The following is a 12,627-nucleotide window of genomic DNA, read 5'->3' as shown; positions in this document are numbered from 1 at the left end:
CGGCCCACCGCGGGGGCCGGGGCCGCCGCCGCCGCCCCCCCGGCGGCCCCGCCCCCGCGCAGCCGGGACAGGAGCAGTTCCACGGCGTCGGCGGCGGCCCGGTCCAGGTGCAGGTCGACGGCCGTGAGCGGGGGTTCGCAGGTACGGGCCCGCGGCCCGTCGTACCGGGTGGCGACCAGCACGTCCTCGGGGACGCGCCGGCCGCTGTCGCGCACGGCGCGGACGGCGCCGACCGCGAAGACGTCCACGAGGGCGCACACGGCGTCGGTCTCCGGGTGCCCGGCCAGCAGGGCCGCGCAGGCCTCGTACCCGGCCTGCTCGCCGCCCTCCTCCGGGGCGGTCACGACGACGGGGGGCCAGCCCCCGTCGGCGGCGGCGGCGCGTTCGTAGGCGGCGCGGGCGTCGACGGAGGAGTGGCGGCTGCCGGCGCCGATGAGGAGCGCCGGACGGCGGGCCCCCTGCTCGCGCAGGTGCTCCAGCAGCAGTCCGGTGACGGCGCCGCCGCACAGGTCCACGTACGGGGCGTCCGGCCGGGCCACCTCACGGCCGAGCGCCACGTAGGGCAGTCCCCGCTCGCGCAGCCCGGCGACGGCCGGGTCGTCCTCGCCGGGCTCGACCACGACGGCGCCGTCGATGTCGAGGGAGTGCAGCGGGGATCCGGACTGCACGGGCGGGACGAGGACGAGCGCGTAGCCGTGCACCATGGCGCGCTCGGCCGCGGCGGCGGCGATCTCCATGTAGAAGCCGAGCCGGGAGGGTCCGGCGGCCACCGCGAAGGGCATGGAGGAGGCGAGCGCGATGGCCTTGGCCTCGCCGTTGCGCAGGCGCTGGGCGCGCAGGTTGGGCCGGTATCCGAGCTCGGCGGCGGTCCGCTTGATGCGTTCGCGGGTCCGGGGGTCGACCTTGCCGAGTCCGTTGAGGGCGTGGGACACGGTGGTCGGCGACACGGAGGCGGCCCGGGCCACGTCGGCGATCGTCGGCTTGCGCCGGCGGGCGCCGTCGGCGGTGCCGGAGGCGGAACTGGGCATCTGCGGAAGCGCTCCTCGCTCGGACGGCCGGGTCGGTCCCCCCATCTTCACCGAACCGCCCGCCGTCCTCCAGCCCCGCCCCGGCCGCCTCCTGCCGCCTCCGGGTCAGCGGTACCGGTAGACGATCCGGCCGCGGGTGAGGTCGTACGGGCTCAGCTCCACGAGCACGCGGTCCTCGGGCAGGATCTTGATGTAGTTCTTCCGGATCTTCCCGCTGATGTGCGCGAGCGCTTGGTGCCCGTTCTGGAGCTGCACCTTGAAGGTCGCGTTGCGCAGGCACTCGACGACGGTGCCTTCGACTTCGATGCCCTTGGCTGTTCTCGGCAATGTATTCCGTTTCTCTCGGTTCAGGTGGGTCCTGCGTGCGGCGCCGACTCCTTCGAGGAGGGCGGTGCCCGCCGTGTCGGCCGCGTCCGCTTCGGCCCGGACGGAGGTGATCCCCGGCCGGTGCGGCGACCTGGGGGAGGAAGCGTGCGAGAGCGCCGGGGGCGGTGGGGGTCGGTCACGGCCCAGCGCACACTACCGGGCGGCCGCTCCCCGCCCAACCGGTTTTCCGGGGGCGGTACGGCGGCGGCGCCCCCCGGCAGCCGGCACTCCGGAAAAAGTTTTCCACTGATGTCTATCGAACGGCCATCCACTGGGAATGCTGCGTGTGTTCTCCCGCCCCGGCCCGACGCTCCGTCAGCTTCCCGCCCGGGCGGGCCTTCCGTACTGAGCCCTCGGGAGGTAACACGCCATGCACTCCATCCCCGCCGCACCCCCCGCACCCACCCGCCGCGGTCTCCTCGCCGGTCTCGGGCTGGCCGCCGCCACCCCGCTGCTCCTCGGCGGCGCCCCCCGCCCCGCGCTCCCCCGGCCCGCCCGGCCGCCCGCCCCCGGCGGGGGGACGGTCCTGCTCCGCCGGGCCTCCCTGGTGCTGACCATGGACCCCGCCCTCGGCAGCGGTCCCCTCGGCGTCCTCCGGAACGCCGACGTCCTGATGCACGACGGGGCGATCGCCGCCGTCGGCAGCTCGCTGGCGGCGCCCCCCGGCGCCCGGGTGGTGGACAGCTCGGGCAAGCTGGTCATGCCGGGGTTCGTCGACACCCACAACCACCTCTGGCAGGCGATGTTCCGGGGCGGCTGCAGCGACCGGGACCTGTTCGGCTGGTTCCGGGCCTGTACCGATCCCCAGCGCGGCCTGCTGACCCCCGACGCCCTGCACAGCTTCGTCCGGCTGGCCGCCCTCGACGCCGTGCAGTCGGGCGTGACCACGCTGGTCGACTGGGTGGACATCTTCTCGTACGACCTCGTCGAGAGTTACTTACGGGCCCTGGCCGGCACCGGCCTGCGGTTCACCTACGCCCTCTACCCGCCGGCCCCCGACGGGGCGCTGGCGGCGAAGGTGAAGAAGGAGCTCGTCGACCCGGTCCCGCTCGGCTCCTTCCAGGTCGCCACCCACGCGGCCCGCGCCGCCGAGGCCGACAACCGCGCCCACTGGGAGCTGGCCCAGGAGCTGGGGGTCATGCTCAACTCCCATGTGCTGGAGCGCCCGGAGATGCGCGCCGACGACCCCGTCGGCGTCCTGGCCGACATCGGCGCGCTGGGCCCCCGGCTGCTGATGAACCACGCGATCCACCTGACGGACGCGGAGGTCGCCGCCGTCGCCGAACGCGACGTGCGCCTGGCCCACTGCCCGCTCAGCAACATGCGGCTGGCCTCCGGCATCATGCGGCTGTCGGACCTCGGGCGCCGGGGCGTCAAGGTCGGCCTCGGCCTGGACGGCGGCACCAACGACACGTCCGACTTCCACGCGCTCATGAAGACGGCCATCGGCCTGCAGCGCGCCCGGTCGACCGAGGCCGACGTCTTCCCGCAGGTCGAGGACGTCCTGCGGATGGCCACCCTGGGCGGCGCCGAGGTCCTCGGCATCGCGGACCGGGTCGGTTCGCTGACCCCCGGCAAACGGGCCGACCTGCTGGTCGTCGACCCGGCCGCGCTGAACTTCGCACCGCGCTTCGACTGGATCGGGCAGATCGTCTTCAACGGGCGCCCCGAGAACGTCGACGCCGTGTTCGTGGACGGACGGCCGCTGAAACTGGGCGGGCGGCTGGTCGACGTCGACACGGCGCGGGTGGTCCGCGAGGCCGAGACGGCGGCCGCCCGGCTGCGTTCGGCGTAGCGGGGCGCCTGGAGGGAGCGTCGCGCCGCTCCCGCGCCCGCGCGCCCGATCCCCCCGCCGGACTTACGATGACGCTAGGCCGTGTGTCTGGGATCGGGCCTGCTCAGGCCTGATCCGAAAGGCCCGGCCCGCAGGACTCGGGGCAGTCGACGGCCGGTCTCTGGCCGGCGGGAAGCGGGCACCCATGGCTGAGCGGCTCAAGAAGTCCGGGCTGATCGGCGAGCTCTCGGCGGAGTTCGCGGGGACCATGATCCTGATCCTCTTCGGCGTCGGTGTGGTGGCCCAGGTGGTCGCCGGCGGCGGCCTCACCACTCCGCCGGGCGGCCTCGGCAACCACGACAGCATCGCCTGGGCCTGGGGCCTCGGCGTCACCCTCGGCGTGTACGTCGCAGCCCGGCTGAGCGGTGCGCACCTCAACCCCGCGGTGACGGTCGCGCTCGCGGCGTTCAAGGGGTTCCCGTGGAAGCACGTGGCCCCGTACGCGCTGGCCCAGACGGCCGGCGCCTTCGTGGCGGCCCTCATCGTGCGCTGGAACTACTCCGAGGCGCTGGCGAAGGTCGACCCCACCCACACCATCAAGACGCAGGGCGTGTTCTCCACGCTGCCGGCGAACGGCAATCCCAACCTGCCGGTCACCGAATGGGGCGCGCTGCGCGACCAGGTCATCGGCACCGCGATCCTGATGCTGCTGATCCTCGCGGTGACGGACCTGCTCAACACTCCGCCCGGCGCCAACCTCGGGCCGTTCATCGTCGGCCTCATCGTGGTGGCGATCGGCATGGCCTTCGGCACCGACGCGGGCTACGCCATCAACCCGGCCCGTGACTTCGGCCCGCGCCTGGCGAGCTTCCTCACCGGGTACGGCGGGGCGTGGCGCGACCAGTACGGGAACTTCTACTTCTGGGTGCCCATCGTCGGTCCGCTGATCGGCGGCCTGCTGGGCGCGGGTCTGTACAAGTTCTTCATCGGCCGGTACCTGCCGACCGCCGAGCCGGAGCCCCCCGGGCGCGTGCCGGCCCCGGACGAGAGCTGATCCGACCCGCGAGGACGGGCCCAAGAGAGGCGGCAACCCATGGCTGACTTCGTCGGCGCAGTGGACCAGGGCACCACCAGCACCCGTTTCATGATCTTCGACCACGCGGGCAGCGAGGTGGCCAGGCACCAGCTGGAGCACTCCCAGATCCTGCCCCGCTCGGGGTGGGTCGAGCACGACCCGGTCGAGATCTGGGAACGCACCAACTCCGTGATCCAGAACGCCCTGCGGCACGGAAACCTTTCCGCGACCGACCTGGCGGCCATCGGCATCACCAACCAGCGCGAGACGACCGTCGTCTGGGACCCGCGCACCGGCCGCCCCTACTACAACGCCATCGTCTGGCAGGACACCCGCACCGACTCCATCGCCGCGGCGCTGGAACGCTCGGGGCAGGGTGACGTGATCCGGCGCAAGGCGGGCCTGCCGCCGGCGACCTACTTCTCCGGCGGCAAGATCCAGTGGATCCTGGAGAACGTCGACGGGGTCCGCGAGGCCGCCGAGCAGGGGCACGCCCTGTTCGGGAACACCGACTGCTGGGTGCTGTGGAACCTCACCGGCGGCCCCGACGGGGGCATCCACGCCACCGACGTCACCAACGCCAGCCGCACCATGCTGATGGACCTGGAGACCCTCGACTGGGACGACGAGCTGCTGGGCTTCTTCGGCGTCCCGCGGGCGATGCTGCCCACCATCAACCCCTCCTCCCACCCCGAGGCGTACGGGCACGCCCGCTCCTCCCGCCCCCTGCGGGCCGCCATCCCCATCACCGGGGTCCTCGGCGACCAGCAGGCGGCCACCGTCGGACAGGTCTGCTACGCCCCGGGCGAGGCCAAGAACACCTACGGCACCGGCAACTTCCTGGTGCTCAACACCGGCACCGAGCTGGTCCGTTCGCAGCACGGCCTGCTGACCACGGTGGCGTATCAGTTCGCCGGCCAACCCGCCGTCTACGCCCTGGAGGGATCCATCGCGGTGACCGGCTCCGCGGTGCAGTGGCTGCGCGACCAGCTGAAGATCATCACCGATGCCGCCGAGACCGAACGCCTGGCCTCCACCGTCGAGGACAGCGGCGGCATCTACTTCGTACCCGCCTTCTCCGGCCTGTTCGCCCCGTACTGGCGCTCCGACGCCCGCGGCGCGATCGTCGGGCTCGCCCGCTACCACGACAACGGCCACCTGGCCCGGGCCACCCTGGAGGCCATCTGCTACCAGAGCCGTGACGTGGTGGAGGCCATGGAGCAGGACTCCGGCGTCCACCTGGACGTGCTCAAGGTGGACGGCGGCGTGACCGCCAACGACCTGTGCATGCAGATCCAGGCCGACGTCCTCGGCGTGCCGGTCAGCCGGCCGGTCGTCGCCGAGACGACCGCGCTCGGCGCGGCCTACGCCGCGGGACTGGCGACGGGGTTCTGGCGGGACACGGACGAACTGCGCACCCACTGGCAGGAGTCGAAGCGCTGGGAGCCCCAGTGGTCCGAGGACCGGCGGGAGGAGGGCTACGCGGGCTGGAAGAAGGCCGTGGAGCGCACCCTCGACTGGGCCAAGGTCGAGTAGCCGTACGACCGGATGCCGGGGCGGGCCGCGAAGGGCCCGCCCCGGCGCCGCGCCGCGGTGTCAGGGGCGGCGCAGACGGGTGGCCAGGACGGCCATCGCCGCCATCAGCGCGGGCAGCACCAGCATCGCCCACCGCAGGGTCGTCGCCTCCGCCAGCGCGCCGATGACCGGCGGGCCCGCCAGGAAGCCGACGTAGCCCACCGCCGAGACGGCGGCGATGGAGGAGCCGGTGCGCTCGGGCCGCAGCCCGGCGGCGTGGGCGAAGACAAGCGGGATGACGGCGGCCATGCCCAGCCCCAGCAGCCCGTAGCCGACGAAGCCCGCCGCCGTCGTGGCCACCAGGATCGGGACGAGGGCCCCGGCTCCGGCGACCGCGGCGCACAGCAGCGTGAAGCGGACGGTGCCGAGGCGGGCGCGCAGCCGGTCGGCGGTGAGCCGGCCGGCCACCATGCCGGCGGAGAAGACGGCGTAGCCCAGGCCCGCCGCGCCCGGTGATGCCCCGGTCTCCTCCTTCAGGTAGACCGCGCCCCAGTCGTTGACCACCCCCTCCCCCATCAGCGCGCAGAACGCCACCAGGCCCGGGATCCACAGGCCGGGCCCGGGCAGGGCCAGCAGGGGGTCGCGCCGCGCGGGGCCCCCGGCCGACGGCGGGTCGGGGGCCAGGGCGGTGGCCGCCGCGCCCGCCACCGCCAGTAGGACGAGGGCCGCCACCGTGAAGTGCGCCCGGATGCCGATCCCGGCGGTGGCGGCCAGTCCGCCCGCCGTGGCGCCGGTGATGCCGCCGAGGCTGAACATGGCGTGGAACCCGCCGAGGACGGGGCGTCCGTAGGCGCGTTCGACGAGGACGCCCTGGGTGTTCATCGCGACGTCGACGGCCGTGTTGCCGCACGCGAACAGGGCCAGGGCCAGCGTGAGCACGGCCAGGTCCGGGACGTGGGGCAGGCTCGCGAGGGCGCCCAGGTAGGCGGCCATGCCCACGCACAGGACCGTGCGGCTGCCGTACCGGGCGACCAGGCCGCCGACCAGCGGCAGCCCGAGGAAGGCGCCGCCGCTCAGGCCGACGAGGGCCACGGCCAGTTCCCCGGCGGACAGGTCCAGCCGGCTCTGGACGGCGGGGACCCGGGCCGCCCAGGTGGCGAAGGCGGCTCCGGTGACGAAGAAGACCGCGCAGACGGCGACCCGCATCGTCCGCGGGCTCCGGCCGCCGTTCCGCTCTCCGTCGCGGCTCCGGGGCCGGTCGCGGGCCGCCGGTGCCGTCCGGCCGTCCGCGATACCGGGCTCGGGCTCGTCGCGCATCCGCTCGGTCCCCTGTCGTCGTGTCACCGCGCCGCGTCGGCCGTCCGCCGGGTCAGGGCGATCAGCGCATCCCGTTCCTCGACAAGGACCTTGTACAGGACTTCGGCGTAGCGCCGCATCGTCGCCCGGTCGTTGGGCGGCCCGAAGGAGCTGAAGCTCTGGCCCAGCACCAGGCGGCGCAGGCAGATCTCCTCGCTCACGGGGTACTGCGCGGGATCGTAGTGGTGTCCGGGCCGGGCGTGTCCGCAGCTCCAGGGGCAGCCCCGGCCGTAGCCGCGCAGGTCCCGGAAGAGGGTCTGCCCGGGGACGGGCTGCGGCTGCCAGCGCATGATGTGCAGGCCCTCGGCGTTCACCGCCCGGGCGAGGGCGTCGCGGAAGGCGGCGACGGGCAGGCCGTCGAGGCCGAGTTCCTCGGGCATGACCAGCAGCGGGTAGAAGAAGTACACGTGCGTGCGGTCCTCGGGGACGGCCGGCGTACGGATGCCGGGCACGCCGGCGAGGGCACGCGTGAGCGCGGCGCCGTTGGCCTGCCGGGCGAGGGACATCTGCGGCAGCCGGGTGAGCTGGGAGCGGGCGAAGGCGGCGGCGAGGACGTCGATGCGGTAGTTCCAGCCCATGATGCGGGCGTTGTAGTCGCGGCTCTGGCCGGGGAGTTCCTCGCCGAACATCAGCACCCGCCGGGCCAGCCGGTGCTGTTCCTCGTCGCGGGTGGCGAACAGCCCGCCCTCGCCGAGGGCGGAGAGGGTCTTGGACCCGTTGAGGCTGGCGCCGCTCATCGCGCCCAGCGACCCGACCGGGCGGCCCCGGTACTCGGCGCCGTGGGCCTGGGAGGCGTCCTCGATCAGGACGAGGCCGCGGCGGTCGGCGATCTCGCGCAGGGCGTCGTGGTCGGCGGGCAGGCCGTTGAGGTCCACGGCGACGAGGGCACGGGTCCGGTCGGTGATCCGTTCCTCGATCCGGGCCGGGTCGATGGTGAAGGTCTCGGCTTCGGTGTCCACGAACACCGGGATCGCGTTGGCCTGGAGCACGCAGGAGGCCGAGGCCAGGAAGGTGTCGGCCGGCACGAGCACCTCGTCCCCGGGCTCCACCCCGGCGGCCGCGATCGCCATGTGCAGGGCGGCCGTGCCCGAGTTGGCGGCGAGCACGTAGGGCATGCCGGTGAACTCGGCCCAGGCTTCCTCCAGTTCGCGGACGGTGCGCATGGGCCAGTGCCAGGGGGTCGCCTGGTCGAGGGCGTCGAGCACGGCCTTGCGGTCGGCATCGGTGACCTGCGGCCAGGGAGCCACTTCGCTCCCGGCCAGCAGCGGGGTCCCTCCGTCCACGGCTAGCACGTCCCGGCCTCCTCCCGGACCCCGGCGGCGGCACCCGCCGTCAGCCTGCGGCGGGGCGGTGCCTCACGGCGGAACACCGCCCGGGCGGAGGGCACCTCGGGGAAGGCGCCGAGCAGGGCGGCCAGGGCCGTGAGCCCCTCGGTCAGCGGGACGCGCGGGGCGAAGCCCAGTTCCGTCAGACGGGTGACGTCCGCGAGGAGGGTGAAGCTGTCGGCCAGGCTCGAGGTGTCGGCGTCCAGCAGCGCCGGGCGGCCGGTCGCCGCGCCCACCGCTCCGGCCAGTTCGCGCATCGAGACGGCGGTGCCGGTGCCCAGGTTGTAGGTCTCGCCGTCGGCGCCGCGGGCGGCCAGGAACAGCATGGCCCGGCACAGGTCCTCGACGTGGATGAAGTCGCGGCGTTTGAGGTCGAGGTCGCCGACCACCGGGATGGGCCGTTCGTTGAGGTGCCACCGCAGGAACTGCGAGACCTCGCCGCCCGCGCGGCGCGGGTCCTCGCCGGGACCGTAGACGACGAAGGACCGGCCGATGACGACGGGCAGTCCGGCCGTCGCGTACAGGCTGCGCAGGGTCAGCTCGCCGGAGAGCTTGGAGGCGCCGTACGGCAGGAAGGGCCGCGTGGGGTGGTCCTCGCCGATCGGGCTGTGGAGCGGGGTGCCGTAGACGATGGCGGAGGAGAGGTAGACGAGGCGGCGCACACCCAGTTCCAGGCAGGCGTTGCCGACGTTGCAGGTGCCGAGGGCGTTGAGCTGGAAGTCGCGGCGGGGGTCGGCGACCGACTCGGTCCCGCTGGCGTTGCCCGCCAGGTGGAACACGGCGTCGGCACCCTGCAGCGCCAGTAAGGTCTCGCCGTAGTCGCGCAGGTCGGCGCGGACGTGGGAGACGCCGGGCAGGGCCTCGAGTTCGGCGGGGAGGGGGGCGTGGTCGACGACGGTGACCTGGCGGGACAGGAGGCTGAGGGCCGTGACGAGGTGCCGGCCGACGAAACCGGCTCCGCCGGTGACGGCCACGGACGCGTAGGGGGTTTCGGGGATGTGGGGACCGTGGTGCACGATCGCTCCATTCGAGGTTCAGGGCGAGGGAGTGGACGGGCACGGGCGCCCGCCGGCCGGTGGTCACCCGGGGCGCACCCGCCTGCCGCCGCGCACCCGGCGGTGCGCTCGAAACGGCGGTGCTGTTCAACCCTGGCCCGGACCGCGGTGACGCTCACGCACCTGATCGGTTACGGCTCGACCAGTTGACCACGCGGCCTCCCCGGGGGCGCAAGGGGGGCCGGGGAGACTGGCCGAGACTGCCCGCCTTCCGGCCGTACGGCGGCCAGAGGAGCGGAGCCGGTACGTTTCCGCGACCGCCTAGGGCGGAGGGGCAGGCTCCGCCCGAACCGGAAGGGTGACGGGGGCTCGGCACGGCGGGCCCGGATGGCCGGTTCCCCGGGGCTCGGCCGGGCCGACTCCCCTGCTCCTCACGCCCGCTGACGGAGGGTCCCGTCTCGCTCCCCGAGTCACCCTTGAGGGCGGGCACCCACCCCTGACCTGCGATGTCTCGTATCTCAAGACCGCCGGGTCCGCCATCCGGTCACGCCCTTGCCGGGGAGGCCGCAGCCGGGCAACTATTCCTATCAATCCGATGGGAAAGGTGGGGATCGGATGCCGTCCTCGGCCCGCGCCCTCCCCGCGCCTCCCGGCAGCCGGCCCCGCGCCGCCCTACGACCTCCCGGAGCAGCCGACATGACCACCGCCGTTCCCTCCGACGCACGGCGCCGCGCGCTGCTGCGGACCGCCCGCGACGTGGCGGACGACCTGGCCGCGGACGCCATAGCCCGCGACCAGGCGGGCGAGCCGCCGGCCGACGAGACCGCCCGGCTGCGCGAGGCGGGCCTGCCCGCGGCCCTCACCCCGCCGAGGTCGGGCCGCGGGACCGACTGGCGAACCGGATGCGCCGTCATACGCGAGGTGTCCGCGGCGGACGGCTCGATCGGCGAGCTGCTCGCCCGGCACTACGCGCACACGTGGAGCGGACGGTTCTACGCCACGGACCAGCTCGCCGCCGCCCTCGAGGAGGAGTCGGCGCGCGGACAGTGGCTGTGGACCGGCGCGGTCCACCCGCCCGCGCCCCACGAGGACACCGGCCGGCCGGACCTGACGCTGCGGCCGCGGGCGACGGGCCACGTACTGGAGGGGCGCCGCCCCGTGGACACGGCGGTGGCCACCGCCGACCAGATCCTGGTGGACGCGGTGTGCGCCGCGACGGGCGACGTCCTGGTCGTGCGCGTCCCGCCCGGCGCGCGCGGGGTGCACGTCGAACCGGCCCGCGGCCGCCTGGGGCAGCGGGTCGCCGGCGCGGGCGAGGCCGTCTTCGACCGCGTCGCCGTCCCGCCCGGGCAGGTGCTGGGCCGCCGGCCGCGCGACGAGGAGTCGGCCGCGCCCTTCACGGCGCTGGCCGAGCCGGCACTCCGGCTCGCCCTCTGTCACGTCGGCCTCGGCATCGCGGAGGGCGCCCTCGGCGAGACCCGCGACCTCAGCCGCAGCGGCCGCGCCCACCGGCTGCCCGGCGAGGACCCCGACCTCTTCCTGGCGTACGGGGAACTGGCCTCCGCCGCCCAGACCGCCACCGCCGTGGCCGACCGGGCGACGGAGGTGATGGCGCAGGCCCTCGACGCCGGCGCGCGGCTCGACGCGGAGGAGGCGGCGGCCGTCGCCGCCCTGGTCGCCACGGCCGAGACCGTCACCTCGAAGGCCGCCCTGCACATCACCGCCCGGGTGCTGGAGTTCGCCGACGCCCCGGGCCTCGACCGGTTCTGGCGCAACGCCCGCGTCCTGACCTCCCAGCGCCCGGCCGCGCACCGGCTGCGCTCCATCGGCGAGCACTACCTCAACGGCTCGCACCGCCCGATGGCGGGCGCCTTCCGCTGACCCGCGCGCCGGGCGGGGACCGGATCGCGCCCCGGGGGCGGCGGCGCACCCGTGCGGGACGCCGGCCGGCCCCGTACGCGATACTGTCGGCATGCGGATCTCAGCCAGGGCGGACTACGCGGTACGTGCCGCACTGCAGCTCGCCGCATCCCAGGACGAGGACGAGCCGCTGAAGGCCGAGGCCATCGCCGAGGCCCAGGACATCCCGCACAAGTTCCTCGAGGGCATCCTCGGCGACATGCGCCGGGGCGGGCTCGTCACCAGCCGGCGCGGCGGCAACGGCGGCTACCGGCTGGCCAGGCCCGCCGCGTCCATCAGCATCGCCGACGTCATCCGCGTCGTGGACGGGCCGCTCGTCTCGGTGCGCGGGGTCCGCCCACCGGACCTCTCCTACACCGGCCCGGCGGAGTCCCTGCTCCCTCTGTGGATCGCCCTGCGCGCCAACGTCCGGGAGATCCTCGACGGGGTGTCCCTCGCCGACGTCGCCTCCTGCGAGCTGCCCGCCGGGGTGTCCGCCCTGGCCCACACCCCGGGCGCCTGGGCCAACCCCTGACCGTCCCGGCCCCTGACCCCAGCGACCCCCTGACCCCCTGACCCACCTGCACGTTCTCGGATTGCGAGACGGCGGCGTCCACCATCCGGTCACCCCCTTGGGGCGGGTACCCCCGTCTGCCAATATGCCTACCAACCAGGTGGGAAAACTAGGAATCCAGGGGAGGCGACCCATGCGCACACCGCACCGTGCGGGACGGACGCCGTCCCTGATCTCCCGCCGGCACATCGACCTGGCCCGTACCGCCAGCGCCATCTGTCAGCTTTCCTGACACCGCTCCCGGCCCGGATCCACGGGCGGAGCAGCAGCCGTACGGCGGGCCACCGCGCGCCCACCATGCGGACACCGCTCTCACCTTCCGGTCCACCCGGGCCCCGCCGCCGCGCTCCCGCAGCCGACGGCCGGGCCCCGTGCACGCCGATGCCCCTCGACGCCCGTCGCCGCACCGCACCGCATCTCCCCGCAACCCATCCCCCGAAAGGACACCCCCGTGTCTGCCGCAAGATCGCTCACCGCCCTTCGCGCCCTCGCCGTCACCGCCGCGCTCCCCCTGCTGCTCACCGCCTGCGGCTACGGTTCCGAGGCCAAGAAGGAGGAGCCCAAGGCGGCGGGCGCCTCCGCCGAGGGTGCCAAGGCGCTCTCCGCGTCCGAGGTCCGCATCGGCTACTTCCCGAACCTGACGCACGCCACCGCGCTGGTCGGCCTCCAGGAAGGCATCATCGCCAAGGAGCTCGGCGGCACCCAGATCAAGCCGCAGAC

At 74.5% G+C, this 12,627-nt stretch carries 11 protein-coding genes and 1 pseudogene; 7 read left to right on the top strand and 5 right to left on the bottom strand.

The features are described from left to right. Together ACFVXK_RS32295 and infA are read right to left on the bottom strand one after the other, a co-directional pair. A partial coding sequence (locus ACFVXK_RS32295; RefSeq protein ID WP_389618779.1) for a LacI family DNA-binding transcriptional regulator occupies nt 1–1,028 on the bottom strand: 1,028 nt, incomplete at its 3' end. Nucleotides 1,029–1,133: 105 nt separating this feature from the next. Then, nucleotides 1,134–1,355: a translation initiation factor IF-1 gene (infA, locus tag ACFVXK_RS32290; protein WP_079423768.1), complete on the bottom strand. Its 222-nt coding sequence runs from the start codon at nt 1,353–1,355 to the stop codon at nt 1,134–1,136. 409 nt (nt 1,356–1,764) lie between these two features. Between infA and ACFVXK_RS32285 the strand changes: the two genes are divergently transcribed. The 3 genes from ACFVXK_RS32285 to glpK all read left to right on the top strand — a co-directional run bounded on the left by ACFVXK_RS32285 (nt 1,765) and on the right by glpK (nt 5,779). Then, nucleotides 1,765–3,189, top strand: a complete 1,425-nt coding sequence (locus tag ACFVXK_RS32285; protein ID WP_389618776.1) for an amidohydrolase family protein — start codon at nt 1,765–1,767, stop codon at nt 3,187–3,189. Nucleotides 3,190–3,373: 184 nt separating this feature from the next. Further along, a complete protein-coding gene (locus ACFVXK_RS32280) occupies nt 3,374–4,222 on the top strand; it encodes an MIP/aquaporin family protein (RefSeq protein ID WP_389618773.1) in 849 nt (282 codons plus the stop codon). Between the two features lie 39 nt (nt 4,223–4,261). Further along, entirely contained in the window at nt 4,262–5,779 is a 1,518-nt protein-coding gene (glpK, locus tag ACFVXK_RS32275) for a glycerol kinase GlpK (protein WP_389618770.1), read from the top strand. Nucleotides 5,780–5,839: 60 nt separating this feature from the next. Here the strand turns inward: glpK and ACFVXK_RS32270 are convergent, their stop codons facing one another. Genes ACFVXK_RS32270 through ACFVXK_RS32260 form a run of 3 tightly spaced genes read right to left on the bottom strand, consistent with a single transcriptional unit; the run spans nt 5,840 to nt 9,455 of the window. Then, nucleotides 5,840–7,075 (bottom strand): MFS transporter, encoded by a 1,236-nt coding sequence (locus ACFVXK_RS32270; protein WP_389618768.1) that lies wholly within the window; start codon nt 7,073–7,075, stop codon nt 5,840–5,842. Nucleotides 7,076–7,098: 23 nt separating this feature from the next. Further along, a complete protein-coding gene (locus tag ACFVXK_RS32265; protein WP_389618765.1) occupies nt 7,099–8,406 on the bottom strand; it encodes a DegT/DnrJ/EryC1/StrS family aminotransferase in 1,308 nt (435 codons plus the stop codon). Next, nucleotides 8,400–9,455 carry an NAD-dependent epimerase/dehydratase family protein gene (locus ACFVXK_RS32260; protein WP_389618762.1) on the bottom strand — a complete coding sequence of 352 codons (1,056 nt, stop codon included), beginning with the start codon at nt 9,453–9,455 and terminating at the stop codon, nt 8,400–8,402. Before ACFVXK_RS32260 ends, ACFVXK_RS32265 begins: the two co-directional genes overlap by 7 nt. A gap of 675 nt (nt 9,456–10,130) precedes the next feature. On the opposite strand from ACFVXK_RS32260, the gene ACFVXK_RS32255 reads away from it, so the two are divergent. From ACFVXK_RS32255 to ACFVXK_RS32240, 4 genes and pseudogenes are all read left to right on the top strand, one after another. Next, complete coding sequence (locus ACFVXK_RS32255; RefSeq protein WP_389618760.1) at nt 10,131–11,315, top strand: acyl-CoA dehydrogenase; 1,185 nt, start codon at nt 10,131–10,133, stop codon at nt 11,313–11,315. Nucleotides 11,316–11,406: 91 nt separating this feature from the next. Then, nucleotides 11,407–11,868 carry an RrF2 family transcriptional regulator gene (locus tag ACFVXK_RS32250; protein ID WP_389618757.1) on the top strand — a complete coding sequence of 154 codons (462 nt, stop codon included), beginning with the start codon at nt 11,407–11,409 and terminating at the stop codon, nt 11,866–11,868. A gap of 124 nt (nt 11,869–11,992) precedes the next feature. Continuing rightward, nucleotides 11,993–12,139: a putative leader peptide gene (locus ACFVXK_RS32245; protein WP_389618754.1), complete on the top strand. Its 147-nt coding sequence runs from the start codon at nt 11,993–11,995 to the stop codon at nt 12,137–12,139. Between the two features lie 219 nt (nt 12,140–12,358). Beyond that, nucleotides 12,359–12,627: pseudogene (locus ACFVXK_RS32240) on the top strand (sulfate ABC transporter substrate-binding protein); the annotation flags it as partial.

The organism is Streptomyces sp. NPDC058157 (genome assembly GCF_042884105.1).
GTDB lineage: Bacteria > Actinomycetota > Actinomycetes > Streptomycetales > Streptomycetaceae > Streptomyces.
This window is presented reverse-complemented; position numbering and strand designations above follow the sequence as displayed.